The 17,096-nt window shown below is 33.6% G+C and carries 19 protein-coding genes and 1 tRNA gene; 7 read left to right on the top strand and 13 right to left on the bottom strand.

Translation table 11 applies throughout. The annotated features are described in order from the left end of the window. Window positions 1-34: 34 nt before the first annotated feature. From QXW15_RS01760 to QXW15_RS01800, 9 genes are all read right to left on the bottom strand, one after another. Window positions 35-574 carry a hypothetical protein gene (locus tag QXW15_RS01760; RefSeq protein WP_342789877.1) on the bottom strand — a complete coding sequence of 180 codons (540 nt, stop codon included), beginning with the start codon at window positions 572-574 and terminating at the stop codon, window positions 35-37. Continuing rightward, window positions 571-1,161, bottom strand: a complete 591-nt coding sequence (locus QXW15_RS01765) for a hypothetical protein (protein ID WP_052656701.1) — start codon at window positions 1,159-1,161, stop codon at window positions 571-573. Before QXW15_RS01765 ends, QXW15_RS01760 begins: the two co-directional genes overlap by 4 nt. 72 nt (window positions 1,162-1,233) lie before the next feature. Next, window positions 1,234-2,304 (bottom strand): cobalt-precorrin-5B (C(1))-methyltransferase CbiD, encoded by a 1,071-nt coding sequence (gene cbiD, locus QXW15_RS01770; RefSeq protein ID WP_342789878.1) that lies wholly within the window; start codon window positions 2,302-2,304, stop codon window positions 1,234-1,236. After that, entirely contained in the window at window positions 2,282-2,884 is a 603-nt protein-coding gene (locus QXW15_RS01775; RefSeq protein WP_342789879.1) for a precorrin-8X methylmutase, read from the bottom strand. The genes cbiD and QXW15_RS01775 overlap by 23 nt, the downstream gene beginning before the upstream one ends. Continuing rightward, window positions 2,862-3,614, bottom strand: a complete 753-nt coding sequence (gene cobK, locus QXW15_RS01780; RefSeq protein ID WP_342789880.1) for a precorrin-6A reductase — start codon at window positions 3,612-3,614, stop codon at window positions 2,862-2,864. Before cobK ends, QXW15_RS01775 begins: the two co-directional genes overlap by 23 nt. A gap of 13 nt (window positions 3,615-3,627) precedes the next feature. Next, complete coding sequence (locus QXW15_RS01785; protein WP_048101231.1) at window positions 3,628-4,041, bottom strand: molybdenum cofactor biosynthesis protein MoaE; 414 nt, start codon at window positions 4,039-4,041, stop codon at window positions 3,628-3,630. 42 nt (window positions 4,042-4,083) lie between these two features. Next, complete coding sequence (locus QXW15_RS01790; RefSeq protein ID WP_342789881.1) at window positions 4,084-5,439, bottom strand: amino acid permease; 1,356 nt, start codon at window positions 5,437-5,439, stop codon at window positions 4,084-4,086. A gap of 12 nt (window positions 5,440-5,451) precedes the next feature. Further along, window positions 5,452-6,030 carry a class I SAM-dependent methyltransferase gene (locus QXW15_RS01795; RefSeq protein ID WP_342789882.1) on the bottom strand — a complete coding sequence of 193 codons (579 nt, stop codon included), beginning with the start codon at window positions 6,028-6,030 and terminating at the stop codon, window positions 5,452-5,454. 35 nt (window positions 6,031-6,065) lie between these two features. Continuing rightward, entirely contained in the window at window positions 6,066-6,614 is a 549-nt protein-coding gene (locus QXW15_RS01800) for a TetR/AcrR family transcriptional regulator (protein ID WP_287950706.1), read from the bottom strand. A 119-nt stretch (window positions 6,615-6,733) separates the two neighbouring features. Here QXW15_RS01800 and QXW15_RS01805 point away from each other — a divergent pair, with 119 nt between their 5' ends. From QXW15_RS01805 to QXW15_RS01820, 4 genes are all read left to right on the top strand, one after another. Next, window positions 6,734-7,948, top strand: a complete 1,215-nt coding sequence (locus QXW15_RS01805) for an MFS transporter (protein ID WP_048101234.1) — start codon at window positions 6,734-6,736, stop codon at window positions 7,946-7,948. Window positions 7,949-8,011: 63 nt separating this feature from the next. Then, entirely contained in the window at window positions 8,012-9,208 is a 1,197-nt protein-coding gene (locus tag QXW15_RS01810; protein ID WP_048101235.1) for an MFS transporter, read from the top strand. Window positions 9,209-9,238: 30 nt separating this feature from the next. After that, complete coding sequence (locus tag QXW15_RS01815; RefSeq protein ID WP_197065848.1) at window positions 9,239-9,721, top strand: adenosine-specific kinase; 483 nt, start codon at window positions 9,239-9,241, stop codon at window positions 9,719-9,721. Window positions 9,722-9,752: 31 nt separating this feature from the next. Next, window positions 9,753-9,825: transfer RNA gene (locus QXW15_RS01820), tRNA-Arg, on the top strand. Window positions 9,826-9,875: 50 nt separating this feature from the next. Here QXW15_RS01820 and QXW15_RS01825 read toward each other — a convergent pair. Next, entirely contained in the window at window positions 9,876-11,309 is a 1,434-nt protein-coding gene (locus QXW15_RS01825) for a hypothetical protein (RefSeq protein ID WP_048101237.1), read from the bottom strand. A gap of 134 nt (window positions 11,310-11,443) precedes the next feature. Here QXW15_RS01825 and moaA point away from each other — a divergent pair, with 134 nt between their 5' ends. From moaA to QXW15_RS01840, 3 genes are all read left to right on the top strand, one after another. Beyond that, window positions 11,444-12,394, top strand: a complete 951-nt coding sequence (gene moaA / locus QXW15_RS01830) for a GTP 3',8-cyclase MoaA (RefSeq protein WP_048101238.1) — start codon at window positions 11,444-11,446, stop codon at window positions 12,392-12,394. Window positions 12,395-12,399: 5 nt separating this feature from the next. Then, window positions 12,400-12,636 (top strand): molybdopterin converting factor subunit 1, encoded by a 237-nt coding sequence (gene moaD / locus QXW15_RS01835; RefSeq protein WP_048101239.1) that lies wholly within the window; start codon window positions 12,400-12,402, stop codon window positions 12,634-12,636. Between the two features lie 64 nt (window positions 12,637-12,700). Beyond that, complete coding sequence (locus tag QXW15_RS01840; RefSeq protein WP_054964017.1) at window positions 12,701-13,465, top strand: hypothetical protein; 765 nt, start codon at window positions 12,701-12,703, stop codon at window positions 13,463-13,465. Window positions 13,466-13,470: 5 nt separating this feature from the next. On the opposite strand, the gene QXW15_RS01845 is transcribed toward QXW15_RS01840, so the two are convergent. The 3 genes from QXW15_RS01845 to QXW15_RS01855 form a co-directional block, all read right to left on the bottom strand. After that, window positions 13,471-14,835: an MFS transporter gene (locus QXW15_RS01845; RefSeq protein WP_342789884.1), complete on the bottom strand. Its 1,365-nt coding sequence runs from the start codon at window positions 14,833-14,835 to the stop codon at window positions 13,471-13,473. A 93-nt stretch (window positions 14,836-14,928) separates the two neighbouring features. Continuing rightward, entirely contained in the window at window positions 14,929-16,029 is a 1,101-nt protein-coding gene (locus QXW15_RS01850) for a CaiB/BaiF CoA-transferase family protein (RefSeq protein WP_231563410.1), read from the bottom strand. 5 nt (window positions 16,030-16,034) lie between these two features. Further along, window positions 16,035-17,069: a hypothetical protein gene (locus QXW15_RS01855; RefSeq protein WP_048101242.1), complete on the bottom strand. Its 1,035-nt coding sequence runs from the start codon at window positions 17,067-17,069 to the stop codon at window positions 16,035-16,037. Between the last annotated feature and the right edge of the window lie 27 nt (window positions 17,070-17,096).

Raw genomic sequence — 17,096 nt, forward strand, 5'->3', positions numbered from 1 at the left:
TTAAAATACTTAATATTTAGGGCTAATTTAAATTTTATAAGAAAACAACAATATACGCCATTAATGATATTATAACAACCTGTATAACCAGCTGTACTGATGCTGTTATATTTATAACCCTAAGGAATCCTGAAATTTTTGTAATACAATTTTTACTTTTATTTTCAACGTAAATTTTCATCGAGTATCTAAAAATTAGGATAAAGCTCATTAAAAACAGGATAATTGCCAGTGCAATTATGGGTATAAATAAATAATTTAATTTAAATATACCCTCTTTTAATGAAAGTATGAAGCCCAGCACCGGGGTAATAACAGATGCTGCAGGGATAAAATAAAGAGTCATTGGCAGAATCCTTACCGCGACCATGGACCTTATATTATCATCAAGCCCGTTTAAAACTATATAAAAAATCAGACCCAGGAAAACATCTGTGCCTGTCCATATTGCACCAATTAGGACATGTATATAGTCTATTAAAAGAATATTGCCAATAAATGCCGGTATAGTAATTAATAGAAATGAAAAAATTATTGTTATGGTAAAATTTTTTAAAAGTTCCGAATTTCTCAATTAAACACCCCTGTGGCAAGGCCTGCCATGATAAAAATTATGGCTATCTGAAGAATGACCTGGCTTAATGAAAGTCTCAGGTTAAACATTGTAAGCCTTACAATTTTTTCCACATTTTTACCACCATGCAGTATCTCACTGTAAACCCTTAATTCATTGGGCAGAAATATTCCAATTCCCTGAATTAATAAGATAAAGGCGATGATTAATGCTATTATAATATATAATGACGAAAATGAAAATTTCAAAAAAATAACCAGCTCTATGCCGGCGGTGATCGTTACAGATGAAATAGCCGGCATGAAAAATAGCATTGTTGGTGTGATTCTTGTTGACAGTCTTGCCCTCTCAATATTATTAAGGCCTTTCATTACGTATGAGAAAAAAATACCCATTACCAGATCCATACCGGTCCACATGGACCCTGCAACCACATGGAAGTATTCAAGATAATAAAAATTATGAAGGTATAATATGATAACAAGCAAAACAGGTGGAATAACCAGCATTGGAAATCCTCTTAAAAAGGAATTTTTCAATGTGAATTTTTGATCCAGGGCAACCCTTTCAGCATTACTATTTATCACAGAGGTTTAAAATTTGTGATTATTTATTTTTTAATTTATATTCATAACTACATAAATAAAATATATAAAATATTAAACACCATTATCATTCCTTATTATTATTGCGTCTATTTTTAATCTGTTATTTGTGTATTCTGTTAATCTTTGAATAATTAAATTTTTTAGATAATTAATAAATTCATTATTATAATTGATTATCTGCATAACCTCCGAAACGGTATTTGAATTGCCTATTTTTTCAATTAATTTTTTATCCATTTTTATTTTTTTCGCAATATCAGACAGAAAATTGAAATCAACGCTGCTGGAATGTGCATGAAGGTCCATGCAGCCCATGGCCAGCTTGGACATTTTCCCCGGCATTCCAACTATGGTGACACTATTTGCACCCGCCTCCATGGCACGCCTGACAGAAAATCCGGCAAAATCACCTATTTCAATAAAGCTTTCCTCTGGATACCCATTTAAAATTTTTTTTGCCTCAGAATCACTTCTCCCACCGGTTGTAAATACAAAGTCTTTTATACTGTTTTTTATGGCCACACGTAGGGCCAAAACAATTGATGCCTTCCAGGATGATGTTGAGAAAGGTGTCACTATACCGGTAGTACCAAGTATTGATATTCCACCTATTATACCAAGCTTTGGGTTGCAGGTTCTTCTGGCCACCTCATTTCCACCTGGAGCGTATATCAGTATGCTTAACCCATTATTTATGCCATGGCCATTAAGAACCTTCATTGCAGTACCCCTTATCATCCTCATTGGAACCGGATTAATGGCGGAATTCCCGGGCCTTACCGGAAGACCCTCCCGCGTGACAACCCCGATACCCTTTCCACCAAGGATCTTTATATCTTTCCCGGGAGACATATAAACCCTTGAATATATAAAAAGTCCGGTGGTTACATCTGGATCATCACCGCCATCCTTTAGCACTGAGGCCTCTGCATAATCATTTTCCAGCCTTTTATGGCTGATTTTAAAAACAGCGTTCTTTTTGACAGGAAGTTCTATGGTAACCTCATCAGGTATGTTTCCGGTAATAAGGCCTATCAATGCCGCCTTTGTTGCAGCTGTTGCACATGCACCTGTGGTGTACCCGTATCTTAGATTTCCCTCAGGTATGTCCTCTATGTACATTTTTATCACTTAAAATGGCATTTGCAATGGCAGCACCCATTGCCGATCCTCCCTTTATGCTTAAATTAGTAATAAATGGTATTTTAACTTTTAATAGTAACTGCTTGCTTTCCAGGGCAGATACAAAGCCAACTGGAACCCCTATTACCATATGGGGATTGCATTTTTTATTATTAATTTCCTCAATTATTGATATTAATGCAGTTGGGGCATCACCTATGACATAGACCGCTTCCGGCATTTCCCTGCAGGCCTTTTTAATGGCAATATATGACCTTGATATATGCATGGATTTTGATGACTCAATGACATCATCATCATTTATATGGCAGTATGTTTTATTACTGCCTATCCCGTATTTTACCATATTTATGTCTGTCACTATATTATAATTCTGGTCAAACAGGCCATCTTCAAAATTTTCGGAAAATACTATTGATCTGGCGGCATCAATATCGCCCGTGGCATGTGCTGCCCTCATTATTATTTTTGATTTTAATGAATCATCGAGCCCCATAATATTCTTTATAATCCCAAAACTTTTTGAATATATCTCTTCAGGATTCAGGATATATACCACCCTCTTTTAATATTTTTACCACATCTTTATATGTGTATGCCATATTTTTATATTTGTAATCTGGTCTTTTAATTATTATTGTTTTTATTCCAAGGTCAAGTGCAGCATTTATCTTTGGTTCCGATAAAAAGCCACTGTCCTTTGTAACCATTGTATCTATATTAAAATACTGCATAATTGAATAATTAACCATATAATTCAATTTCCCCTCAATGGCAATAATGTTTGACTGTGGTACCCCATGGTCTATAAGAGCCCTTATATTTTCAGGATCAGGTATAATCCTGAAATAATAGTTTTTACTGGCATCAATTTCATAAAATTTAACAGTTTTTATCCCTGTCGTTACAAAAATATTCCTTGAATCGTTAAGCAGATCATTAATTTCATTAAAACCGGCATAAAGCACATTTTTTGAATTAATTTTAACCGGCTTTCTCTCAAACCTTATGTGAAGCATGTTTAATTCATTTGAGACATCCAGTGCTGTTTTATGGATGCTTTCAGCAAATGGATGTGTGGCGTCTATTACCGCATTTATGTTATTATTTTTTATAAAATCAATCATATTCTGCCTGTCTAGCCTTCCATTTATATGCCTGATATTTAACGATTCAAGCTTTTTTGCCGCCTCCCCGGTTACAACAGAGCATATTAAATCATATCCTTCTGATATTAACTGCATGCAGAGCTCCCTTGAATCAGATGTGCCGTCAAAGACAAGAATCATTTAAATATCCTCCCTATAATTCAGACTTCCATTCCTCTGTTCCATCGTCATATATGTCCTTCTTCCATATTGGTGGCAGTTCCTTTATTTTATCTATAATGTATTCACAGGCCATGAATGCATCCTTTCTATGAAATGATGATACACCAATGCCTATTGAAATCTCATTGAGCCTAACATAACCCTTTCTCTGTATAACACACACCTTATTTATATCATACATTTTTTTCGCATCGTCAATGATTTTATTGATGCTTTTTTCGGCCATGGCATCATATGATTCATAGTAAAGTGCCTTAATATTTTTTTTAGATTCGTCTGTCTTTCTCACCGTGCCAAGGAAAATTACATCGGCACCGGAATAATCGTCTTTTATTTCCCTCTGGATATCCTCAATGTTTATTGGGTCATTCTGGATTTTTATCATATGTTTACATATTGTTTTATAATATTAAAATTTAGCAAAATATTATGTTTTATTCCTTTTAAATTCTTTTGAAAACCTCATTATCCTTCCAAATGCCCTCACCTCACTGTGCCCCGGCACTGGTTTTCCTTTATAGAATCTCGATTTCACAGCATAATAAACAACTGATACTGTTAATATTATTGACGTGATCATCAGGCTGTACAGATCTATAAAGAGTATTATTAATATTATTGTTGAAATGCCAAGAATGGGTATTATTAAAAAATAATGGCTTTTTATCATCCCATTTCCTGATGAAGTTTTTTTCAACTCATAATATAGAACAATTGCAGAAAAATTAATTATAATATATGAAATTAAAACCGAGGAATTTGATGCCTCAACTATTGTTCCAAATGAAACGAAAATAAGGAATATTATGCCAAGCAATGAAGATAATACTATTGCAATATCAGGTGTAGAAAATTTATCTATATACCCGATCTTTTCAGGAAGCTCTTTGTCACGGCCCATAGCAAATAGAACCCTTGAGGTTCCAAGTATCCCCGTGAGGGTGACGCCTGCAGTTGCAGTTACGCCACCAATAGATATAATGATATCCAGATATCTGCTTTTCAATGATGATATTGCAAGTGTTAATGGTGATGACGATGTTGAATAGGCATAATAGGGCTTAAGGCCTAATAGCACAAGGGCAACAGTAATATAGAGTATAGATGATATTATAATTGATGTTATTATGGCAAACGGAATTGTTTTTTCTGGATTGATTACCTCATCACTTATTGTTGTAACCCTTGAAAATCCAGTAAATGCAAAAAATATAAGCGCAGTGCCTGTTATTATTCCAGAATAACCATGGGGAATAAAATCATTAAAATTGGATGCACTGAACCTTGTTATTCCTGAAAAAATGAAGATTATAAGCACGGCAACATTTATAATAACAAGAACAGTTATGGTTTTTGCTGAATTTTTTATGCCTATTATATTTAATACCATAAAGGTAATAATACACAGTATTGCAAGAATTACAGGATTATAATTCAATCCAAACAATTCATCGAAATAGCTACCAAAGCTTAAAGAAACTGCAGAAATACCTATTATATTGCCAAATGTCCACATCCAGCCACCAACAAAGCCCACCGTTGGCGATACAACACTTTTTGCATATTCATAAACACCACCCTCCTTGGCAACGTGCCTGGCAATTTCTGAAAAGCTTAGCCCGGTGAACATTGCAATAATGCCTGAAAATAATATGGATATGATCACTGCCGGCCCCGCCTTATAGGATGCCAGACCAATTATTACAAAGATGCCTGCACCTATGATTGCACCAAGATTAATCATTACAGCATCCTTTTTTGTTACGGTCTTTTTTAGTTGCATGTAATCACCTGATTATTTTCCTGAAACTGCCACCAGCCGATATTTAACATTATTATTTGTATAAAAATCATGAATTTTATATTTAATATCTTTAAATCCAGTATTTTTATATATATTCATTATCTCCTCAAAAGAGTAAAATTTTGCATATCTGTAAAAGCCAGCAGGATTTTTAATTATATTATTTACGTACTCACAATTTTTATCAAGTATTACTGTAATGCAATCTTTTGATACTCTTTTTGCCTCCATAATTGCCTTTTCAGGGAAATCCAGGAAACAAATTGTAACCATATTTAATGAAAAATCAAAATATTTATCAGGATATGGAATTGAATATGCTGATGCAACAAGAGCATTTATTCCACGCATTTTTGCAAGTGATACCATGGATTCTGAAATATCTATACCATATTTTATATTCAGGGCATATGCAAAGCGGCCGGTGCCAACCCCTATTTCAATCCCATTGCCTTCAGGAATTACCGATCTTATAAAATTTATTTGATCATTATACTCCTTTAAATGCAGGTCATACCATTTATCATAATCCATGTAGTGTCTGTTGAAATAATCTATTTTTTCTTCCATTATTGTTAAAAATATTATATACATTATAAACCTTATTATATTTTTTCATAGTTTTCTACCAGAGTTTTCAGATAAATTTCTTCCTCTATTTCCGATGGATTTATAATGTAGCATAACAGGGCTCCAAGAAACTGCCTCACCTTAATCTCACATTTTATGCTATTATCATTGCACGTTTTTTGGGCTATTTCCCTTACAATTTTTGTACAGATATCCTTTATATTATCTGAAATTATAGGATAAACTGAACCCGAGGAAAGGGTATATAGAAATAGACTTCTCATATCGTTGCTGGCATATTTTTTAAAATAATTTTTTCCAATATTTTCCAGTAATTCAATACCTGAATATTTCATTAGCGCATCATTAATAACATCCAGGGGTAGACTCATTTTTGCAATCTCTATAATTAAATCCTCCTTTTTCTTAAAGTACCAGAATATTAATCCCTTTGAAATTCCTGCTTTTTCTGTAATTTTCTCCATTGATGCACCGGAATATCCATATTTAGAGAATATGCTTATTGCAGACTCAATAATCTTTTTTCTTGTTTCTGAAGAACCTCTAATATCATTGTTATACATGAATATAATATAATGTTTTAATAAATAAATGTTGATAATTGTGTTTTAAAATATTAAATATATTCTGAAATTATTTGTATCATGAATAATGTTATTATAATTATTTACAATTAGCTGTAATGATTTCCATTAATTCTACAATTCACAACAGGCAGGTTATTGTTGTGAGTTTATCATCGATGATGCGGTCAATTGGAATGGGCGCATCCTGGCCATTCATGGCCATATTTTTAAGTCTTTATCTTCATCTGGCTATTTATATTGTCGGCATAGTATTTACACTTCTATCCTTAATGTCAATGGTATTTAGTCTCATTGGCGGGTATCTTGCAGATTTAATGGGCAGGAAATTTACATTAATGCTGGGAAGCATTTCTGGAATTTTTATTTATCTTTTTATAGCGCTATCATTCCAGTTTAATGCATATTTAATAACAATAATATTGTTTATATTTTCCTCATTTTCAGGTTCACTGGTGTATCCATCTGCAAGTGCATTAATATCTGATGTAACCCTAAGTGATGAGCGAGAGGGTGCATATTCTGTTTACAGAATTCTATCCAACGTCGGCTGGGCCATTGGTCCATTTATTGGGTCATTAATATATAACACAGGAATTGTATATATTTTCTATTCTCTTGTCCTTGCAAGTATATTGCAGTCGGTAATTATTATATTTGTCAAAAACCCAAACACTCTCCGCAAAACAGTTAGTGGTGGCAATCCCTTCATTGTCTATGACAAATACCTTTTTATTTTCAGCATAGCCACATTTTTTGTAATACTTTTATCATCACAGTTTTCAGTATCCCTGCCATTATACAGTGAAATAGTCATAAAAATTAATGTCTCATACCTTGGTTATATATATGCTGTAAACGGTCTTGTGGTGGTTATTGGCCAGTATCCATTAATAAAACTATTTTCACGCTTTGGCGATATAATTACCTTTATGGCCGGGGCATTATTCTATGCCCTTGGATATTTTATTGTGGCATTTTCAACAAATGTAATTGATTTAATGCTTGACATGGTTATTATAACCATAGGTGAAAATTTAACAACCCCAACAATAAATACTGTCATATCAAAAATGGTTTCTCATGAAAAAACCGGAAGATATATGGGATTTAATTCAATGTTCAATTCAATCGGCCGTGCCTTTGGCCCATCCATAGGGACATATATTATGTACACATTTCATTATAATGGAATAATAACATGGTCATTAATTGCAACATTTGGGATTTTTTCAGTACTTGCAATAATAATTTTTTCAGGAATGTATAAAAAATCTGGCAATACATATATAAACAGATATACAAAAACATAAATTTTATGGTAAAAATTTTTTCATATAATTAAAGAATAAATAATATATTTTAATTACACAGTAATGAAGTTCAATTACAAATTAATAATAATATTATTATTTTTCCTGCTTTCCGCATATGCAATGTATTCAATTACATTTGTTTTGGTACCTGTATCACTGTACTTCCATGTTCCTGTTTCAGTTGTGACACTTGCAATTACGCTTTCATGGATAGGTGGTGCCATAGGTGGTTTCATATTTGGTATGGTTGCCGATAAAATAGGCAGAAAAAGGGCAATAATTATATCGGTCATTATTTATTCACTGGGTACCATTTTTGCAGGTCTTATTAACAGTGTTTATGAACTTTATTTTTTATGGTTTCTCGTTGGAATGGGGGTTAACGGTGAGAATGGAATAAGCTACGCACTTGTCTCAGAGTTCGAAAATACCATGCACAGGGGAATGACAGGGGGGTTCATGCAGGGCTTATACGCCATAGGGTCCCTTCTCGGTGCCTTTTCTGCATATATAATTATAGAGGTGCTTTCATTGAATTTCAGGATATTTTTCATCGTCATAGGTGTAATAAGCATTATATCATTAATATTATACAATAAAATACCTGAATCGTCAATATGGTTAAAATATAAAAATTCAAGCAATGGGAATTACAAAATAGAAATAGGTAAAATATTTACTGGCCGGGTCCGTAATATAACAATTTTTGGTTCATTGATTTCCCTGGGGTCATTTCTTTTCATAATACCATTGTTCAGCCTTGCCCCAACAGAACTTGAAAACCTTAATGTATACAATTATTATTTTATTATAATAATAGGAACATTTGCAGCAACCATATTTTACACATTTTCAGGTTACATGTATGAGCGCAAAAATGCAAAGGATGTAATGTATCCATTTGCAGCCGCATCATTAATATTTTCATTAATTTTTATACTAATAAACGCACACGGTGGATTAAGGTTTCTAAATGAGTTGTTTTTAATACTTTTATTTATGTCATCGGCCTTTTTTTCCTTTTTTGGAATATGGATAAGCAGCCTTTACCCACCCAATATAAGAGCATCCGGTGCCAATTTTACACTTCTGGTGGGCAGGTTTTTTGGCGGGGGCTTTGGACCAATAATTACAGTAATCCTTGGGAAAAATCTCGGAGTAAATATGGGAATTGTGTTATTTATTTCATCCATTATTGTCCTGGTTGGACTTGTCTTTATCAGACCGGGTTCAATGGAAAAAATTAACAATACATAAATTTAATAACATTTTTAGGCATATATATTTATGGAAATGGATGAAATAGATATAGATATACCGGAAAATACCAATATAATACTGGGCTACTCACACTTTATAAAAACTGTTGAGGATCTTAATGAGATTATAAAAACAACGGTGCCACAGAGTTCTTATGCAATAGTTTTTTCGGAGGCATCAGGTGAGAGATTAATAAGATATGAGGGTAATGATGAGTTTCTAATAAATCTGGGCATTGAGAATATAAGGAAGATTTCTGCAGGGCATACATTCCTAATATATCTGAAAAATGCATACCCCATAAATGTTTTAAACGCCATCAAATTATGCCAGGAGGTAGGCACCATATATGCCGCAACTGCCAATCCATTAAAGGTTATAATTGCCAGAACAGATAATGGCAACGCTGTACTTGGTGTTTCTGATGGGTACTCTCCACTGGGTGTCGAGGATGAGGCTGCAAAAAAGAAGAGGCATAAATTATTAAGGGATATAGGTTATAAATCTTAATTTTTTTATCTTATAAAGCAATTATGCAACTGGGCCCGTGGTGTAATGGATTATCATATAGGCCTCCGGAGCCTATAATCCGGGTTCGAATCCCGGCGGGCTCAATACACATTGTTTTTGAAATTATTTAAACCAAACAATATGTAAACCCAATTTAAAATTTTATTATGCGTAATCCAATAAGCACTGCTATGGTTATTGAAAGTATGGCAGTAATTAAGGATAGATACCCATAAATTCTCTGCTCCTCATTTATTTTTATTCCTATAATATTCAGCCTCTCTTCCAGATTTAAATATAAATCCCTAACACCATTGGAAATCTCAAGCAAATTCAACTCATTTCCAATATGTATCATAGTCTTAACAACATTGTAAACATTATATTCATCCAGTACCTCTGGGGCATGTTTTAAAACTTCCCTGTATCTACGGCCATAAATGAATTTTGAATAGCTGTCTATTACAAGTTTAAGATATTCCACAATATGGCTTATAATCAGTCCACCACCGGGCAGATACTGATTTAGTGATTGTCCAGCTGAAAGCCTGACAACGATGTTATGGAAAAAATATACCGTAGAATTTCCCTCATAATATGTATACATGCTGGCGGTGATTTTTTTAACGAAAAATCTATCAAAACCCTGCCTACTTATTTTAAACCTTATATTATCCTTTTCATCGCCATCAATTGATAAAAAACCGGTATTTATATAAAAAAACTCAAGTAAAAATCTTACCATTGTACACGTTTTATTTCTTTCATCCTCAGTGGTATAATCATGACTGCTGTAACTAATGAACCTGTTTATTGGATCTGGTGAGATAATATTAAAAAGTACCGGATTTATTGAAATATCTGCCACGGTGTGATATCCAAGGGTATAAACATCGCCAAATGGATTATCATTTATAGCTCTGTTAAATCTGTCCAAAAACTGATGCTGTATTAAATAAATTCCAAGGTTTTTTATATTTGCCTCGTTTTTATATTCCTTAGAAAAATTATACAATAAACCAAAATTTTTCCCCAAGGCCACAATGTCATTTTCTGGAGATGCAACACGGCGGAATTTGAATTTCAATAAGCTGTAATCTCCAGTTGGAATTAATATTGAATGGATTGTAACCACAGGATCAAATTTTATTTTAGAACCTTTTATGTTATAAATTTTTAAAAAAAAATATACTTCTATGTTATATGTCCCAACATCATTCATTTCATCCTTTTCTAATAAATGCACGTTTTCAAAATATCCGGCCTTAAATGTGTAAAGTTTCCCCGCCTCCAAACTGGAAAGAAGCTGGTTTTTTCTTTTTAAAATGTCCATTAGAATTTTTGAATCATTATCATTGGATGTAAAGTCAAATACTGTATTATTATTTTTATAATCATGTAAATTTATAATTTTTTTATTTATAATATTTTTAAATATTTCATAATCTGCTGTTATTTTTTCTGATGGATTAATATTATCAGAATTTTTTAAAAATTTCAGTTGGTTATCCCTGTATGTCAATCGTGCAGCAAAGTGGTGAAAAATTTTTATCTCATTGATTTGGTCCAGGGTATTATTATCATCCATTATATTATATAAATATCATAATTATAAATTTTTGTTAATATTATCTCTTTTAGGGACTTTTGTTAGATACATCTATTTTTCTTCATTTATTTTGTAAATAAATGTTTAAATATCAACAAGGCAATTATTATGCAATGATAAACGGACTTATTTCCAAAAATACTGTCTTTGATAATTATGGCAGGCCTGTTACAAGCCTGAGAATACAGCTAAATGCCATATGCAATTTTAACTGCTTTTTCTGCCACATGGAGGGCACGGAAAGGAATATGTCGTTTTTAACGCCGGAGAATATAGAAAAAATAGTTGAGGTGGCTGCCTCACATGGTGTTAATAAGGTAAAATTCACAGGCGGTGAGCCCACACTCAGAAACGATATACTTGAAATAATAAGAAGGACAAGGAAGCATATTAATGGAAGTATATCAATGACCACAAATGGAGTTTTGCTCCCAATACTGGCGGTGAAATTAAAAGATGCCGGCCTCGATAGGGTAAATATATCAATGCATTCCAATGATGATTACACCTTTGAAAAAATTACAAACGTTAGGAGGGATTATCTTGACACTGTTAAAAGAGGCATACAGGCGGCAAACAATGCAGGCTTAACACCAGTCAAGGTTAATTTTGTTGTTCTCAAGGGCATCAATGAGGACCAGATAGATTCCATGATAAACTTCTGTGCAAAAAATCACGCAATACTCCAGTTAATAGAGTTTGAAACGTCCCGTGGCAGGGAAAATTCAGGTGATTATTTAAAATATCATGTCAGCCTTGAGCCAATTGAGGAAAAAATAAAAAAACGCTCGATTTATATGGAAAGAAATGAACTGCATAACCGTGAAAGGTATATATTGAATACATTGGACGGCGAGGTTAAGGTGGAATTTGTAAAACCAATGCATAATAAGGATTTCTGCAAACACTGCACCAGATTGAGGGTAACAGCAGATGGCAATTTTAAAACATGTTTGCTTAGAGAAAATGATTATTTTAATATAAAGGATAAGCTTAACAATCAAAGGTCACTTGATGAAGAGTTTATCAAGGCTGTGAAAAACAGAATACCCTACTGGAGGTGATTATTATGAAAATAAATGTTAGGTATTTTGCAAGCATAAGGGACATTACAGGCCGTGATGAGGAGTGTATAGAAATAAATTCAGATGATATAAATGAATTAAAAACCATACTATTTAAAAAATATCCAGAATTATTGGACAGAAGGCAGATATTCTTTGCTGTTAATGAGGAATATTATAATGGCCAGAGGTTAAAAGATTCCGATAATATAGCTGTTTTTCCGCAGGTAAGTGGTGGATAATAAAATCCAAATGTTGCACAAATAAATAGTATAAATTTTTAAAGTTTGTAACTATATGGGTAAAATGGGATTTCTTGAAAATTACAGGATCTGCAAGCATGCATATAAAAATGCCTTTGCTGTTGCAAGGGAAATTACAGCAAAAAAGGACAGAATAATAGTTAATGCCATTCCAAACAGGCGGGCAATATGGAACCATGAAAAGGCAATGCTTTATGCAATATGCAAATACTATGGCCAGTGCGGGAAGAATTTAGATTTTTTTACATTTGAGGATACAAAGCTTCCAGACTGCATTAATTTTAAGTATAAATATGGCCAGCTAATGATGTGTAACCTTGATTCAGACCCTGACTTTTCTGACGTATTCATATTTGACCGTCTTTCATTTTTAACAGGAAACAACCCTGATGTATTAATAATCTCAGAGGATAATGGGGATTCCCTTCTTTATGCAGCACTTAATACCTCTGGAAAAATTTATGGAATAAATCATAATAAAAACGCCGTGAAAAATTTAAACATAAATGAGGTTGATAGGAGAATAAAATTCATTAACTGTGAATACTCCGATGGTAAAAATATTAAACTCTCAGAAATATTTGAAAAGTACTGCAATGATGCAGATTATGTTTATATAGATGCAAAAACATGTGAAAACAAATTTTTATCAGAGGAAAACGATTCATTTGAAAAGATTAAAAGAATAGCTGTTAAATCATATGCAGATCCGGAGGTTGTAAAGGCCAAACTGGAAAAATATGGATTTACGGCCAGCATAACAAAAAATGCGCATAATAAATTCTCATATATTTACGGGGAAAAATAAAAAAATTATTCTATAATTTTTTCAACCTGTTTGCCGGTTGATTTTGGCCCTAATAATGCAAGGTCGATTACAACTATGGCAATGAAGACCCATATTATTCCAAAGCTGGCGAGCACCCCATGAGGAAGTATAACTGCCGCTATGAATAAAACCAGTATTGATGTGGATACCCTGCTTACGGAATAAACTGTGCCTGCCGCGGTTGGCCTTACCCTTGTTGGAAATATTTCTGCCTGGTATGCATGGAAAAAGTTTGAAAAGTTCCAGAGAATAAACGTTGTTATGAAACCAAATATAATCACCATGTAAACATTTGTGGCAATTCCAAATAAAGTTCCAAAGATCCCTGCAAGAATAGCTGTTAATATAATTCCCCATTTCCTTTCGATCTTATCCACTATAAATAAATTAAACACCGATCCAAAGAAAAAGCCTGCAAATATCAGAAATGTAAACTCAAGGGTTGATGCTATTGTGTAACCTTTTGCTATCAAAAACGTTGGTGCAAGTGCGGTAAATCCATAAAATATTCCAGACTGAAAGAACTGGAATATAAGCATCATTGTTGTTCTCTCTCTTAAATCAGGTGCAAATATATCCTTAAACCTGCTTTTAGCCTCATTTACCTCTGTTTCTGTTTCCACAGGCGGTAGCTTGCTTAACTTTAGGTCCTTTTTGGTCTTGTCCTCCCATTCAGTGGTTATTTCATCCGCCTCCTTATATTTGCCCTGAGTTTCAAGCCATCTTGGCGATTCCTTAAGCCTGGTTCTTACTGCCCATATTGCAATTCCAACAGCACCCATGAACCAGAATATAATTCTCCATGAGTAAAATGGTGGTGCATATTTTTGCATTGCAAATGTCAGAAATGCTATAAATGGACCGGCGGTAACAGCAATTGTGTAAACAAGTGCAAGTCTGTTTCCCCTGACCTTGCCCGGCATCATTTCTGTTGTAAATGAATCAACAAGAGGGAATTCCCCACCGACACCAATGCCACCTATAAAAATAAATATTGCCATGGCAAGATAATTACTCATTAGGCCTGCAATAAACATTCCTGTTGAAAATACAAGCAGATTGTATAAAAACACAAATTTTCTGCCCCTTCTATCGGCAAGCCATCCAAAGAAAATGCTTCCAGTAAATTCTCCAAGGAAAAATGCAGTTGGGATTATGAGTGTACCAACAGTTGTACTGAAATGAAGCACGCTTACCATGAGTGCCAGTATGGCACCATTTCCCAGAAGCATGAGTGTCTCTGCCCATTCACCACCGGCGACCATAAGCAGAAAATTCCTGTGAACACCTGACCATGGGAGTCTTTCCAGTCTATCAGACACGCTACCAGCGTATGGTTTCCCATCCATGTAATTACAAATATATAATAGTATTAAAATACATATTCTAACATATTAAATAAAACTTTTAACGCATTTTAATATTTAATGAGATAATAAATGTTATTTAATTACACCGGAATCTATAAAATTTTTAATTTCCTCAGCTGTATAGCCAAGTTCTCTTAGAATTTTTAATGACGAGCATCCAAGGTTTTCTATATTTTTTTTATTATTTCTTGTACCGGGAACATATGGCATAATAAAATCAGTGCCATTATATTCTGCATTAACCATGTGCATAAGTGCGTGTTCATTTTTTAATAAATCCCACGGCCTGTTTAAAATTCCGTAGCTTATATTAAATTTATTCAGTCTTAAAATTATGTCATTTAAATTATATGAAATTAAAATTTTCTGGATTTCCGGAATTAATTTATCACGCTGGTTATATCTTTGAATGTTGGATTTGTATTCATCCCTTGGAGGTATATTAAATGCCCTGCAGAAATCACCCCATTGAGTATCCGTTGATATTGCTATAAAGATTTTTTTGTTATCAGAAGACATAAAAAAATCATATATTCCCCATGCAAAATTTTCCTCATTTAATGGCATTAAATCCCTTTTCTCCTTCTGGTATGTTACAATGTGCTGACCCACAAGAAACATGGCGGTTTCAAACAAACCTATTTTTATGAACCCTGATTCATGCCTTCTGAGTTTATCAAGGACTAGCATTACACCCATCATGGCAGTGGCCATATCTATGGCTGATGAACCTATCCTCATTGGTTTATTTTTAAGTCCGGTCATATATGCAATGCCAGATTCTATTTCTATTGGGAAATCAAGCGATTTTCTATTTTCATACGGCCCGCACATATAGCCCTTTATTGATAAATATATTATTTTTGGGTTTAACTGTTTTATGCGGTCCTGATTAATTATTTTATCCATAGATCCAGGACCTAGATTTTCAACAATTATATCTGCATTTTTTATTAGGCCTTCCAGTATTTTTTTGCCAGTATCTGTCCTGAAATCCAGTGCAATGCTCTCCTTGCCCCGATTATAATATTCAAAGGTACCAGAGCTTGAACCTGTCAATTTTCTTGATATATCGCCACCATTGGGATTCTCAATCTTAATTACCCTGAACCCAAGATCTGAAAATATTAAACCTGCAGTTGGGCCTGCAACCACCTGGCCAATTTCAAGCACGGTAATCAATTTAAATCACCGGCCAGCTTAATTATTTCCTCCGCACTTAACACCATTCCAGTATCTGATGATAGGTCTTTTATCTTTTTTATTAATAAATTAAGATTTTCATCGCTAAGGTTTAAATTATTAATTGCCAAAATATTCCTTATCATGGCCTTCCCTGTATAAACATTTACTGAATAATCAGTACCGGTAAAAATATTGCCATAAGAGGCATGTGTCCCTGCAGTATTGTAATTTATATTTTTGCCAAAAACTGGTATATTATCATAAAAAAATTGCTGGCCTGCCTTTTCTGTTATTAGGTCATGCATGAAACTGTATAAAGTCTTCATTTTCTCCATATTTATACTGGTTTTACCCAGGTTATTCAGGTAATTTGATATGACTGCAATATCTGTGATGCCATTCCTCTCACCGAGGCCAAATACACTTGCATCAACATAATCTGCACCGTTTTTTAATCCCTCAATTGCATTGGCTATTGAATATCCATAATCATTATGGCAGTGTATTTCCAGTGATGTTTTTACCTCATTTTTAATCCTTTTAATTATCGTTCCATATTTATTTGGTTCCGTAATTCCCTTTGTATCTGGAATCTGGATAATATCAGCACCTGAGTCATGTATTAACCTTGATATTTTTATTAAATCATTTATGGTGTACTGGTCAATATCAACCAGGGCGACCTCAAGTTTTCTGCAAAGCCTTGATGCATACCTTATATTTTCCAAAATTGTGTTAATATCTTTTATTATGAAGGGTAAATGCAGGGATATATTTGCTCCAGTGGAGTATATTTCGTCTATATCAGATTTTAATGTTCTTCCAAGACCATAAACATCCTTAAAAATTCCCCTTTTAACTATTTCCTGAGTTACATACTTTTCAGACTCGTGGGCAGATGGATATGAAACCAGGGCTTTTTTAATTCCAGCATCAGATATCATTGTGGCAAGTTTTATTTTTTCATTTACAGTGAATGCAATGCCTGGTGCCTGCATTCCCTCCCTCAAAGTATCATCAGAAATCATGGGTTAAATATAATATTTGATTATATT

It is taken from the genome of Acidiplasma sp. (assembly GCF_038728925.1).
In the GTDB taxonomy this organism is placed as follows: domain Archaea; phylum Thermoplasmatota; class Thermoplasmata; order Thermoplasmatales; family Thermoplasmataceae; genus Acidiplasma; species Acidiplasma aeolicum.

Coding starts and splice junctions, on each gene's coding strand:
- cbiD (WP_342789878.1), bottom strand. CDS start 2,304: ATGTACATAGAGGACATACCTGAGGGAAATCTAAGATACGGGTACACC.
- cobK (WP_342789880.1), bottom strand. CDS start 3,614: ATGATTCTTGTCTTTGACGGCACATCTGATTCAAGGGAGCTCTGCATG.
- QXW15_RS01785 (WP_048101231.1), bottom strand. CDS start 4,041: ATGATAAAAATCCAGAATGACCCAATAAACATTGAGGATATCCAGAGG.
- QXW15_RS01790 (WP_342789881.1), bottom strand. CDS start 5,439: ATGCAACTAAAAAAGACCGTAACAAAAAAGGATGCTGTAATGATTAAT.
- QXW15_RS01795 (WP_342789882.1), bottom strand. CDS start 6,030: ATGGAAGAAAAAATAGATTATTTCAACAGACACTACATGGATTATGAT.
- QXW15_RS01800 (WP_287950706.1), bottom strand. CDS start 6,614: ATGTATAACAATGATATTAGAGGTTCTTCAGAAACAAGAAAAAAGATT.
- QXW15_RS01805 (WP_048101234.1), top strand. CDS start 6,734: ATGATTTCCATTAATTCTACAATTCACAACAGGCAGGTTATTGTTGTG.
- QXW15_RS01810 (WP_048101235.1), top strand. CDS start 8,012: ATGAAGTTCAATTACAAATTAATAATAATATTATTATTTTTCCTGCTT.
- QXW15_RS01815 (WP_197065848.1), top strand. CDS start 9,239: ATGGAAATGGATGAAATAGATATAGATATACCGGAAAATACCAATATA.
- QXW15_RS01825 (WP_048101237.1), bottom strand. CDS start 11,309: ATGGATGATAATAATACCCTGGACCAAATCAATGAGATAAAAATTTTT.
- moaA (WP_048101238.1), top strand. CDS start 11,444: ATGATAAACGGACTTATTTCCAAAAATACTGTCTTTGATAATTATGGC.
- moaD (WP_048101239.1), top strand. CDS start 12,400: ATGAAAATAAATGTTAGGTATTTTGCAAGCATAAGGGACATTACAGGC.
- QXW15_RS01840 (WP_054964017.1), top strand. CDS start 12,701: ATGGGATTTCTTGAAAATTACAGGATCTGCAAGCATGCATATAAAAAT.
- QXW15_RS01845 (WP_342789884.1), bottom strand. CDS start 14,835: ATGGATGGGAAACCATACGCTGGTAGCGTGTCTGATAGACTGGAAAGA.
- QXW15_RS01855 (WP_048101242.1), bottom strand. CDS start 17,069: ATGATTTCTGATGATACTTTGAGGGAGGGAATGCAGGCACCAGGCATT.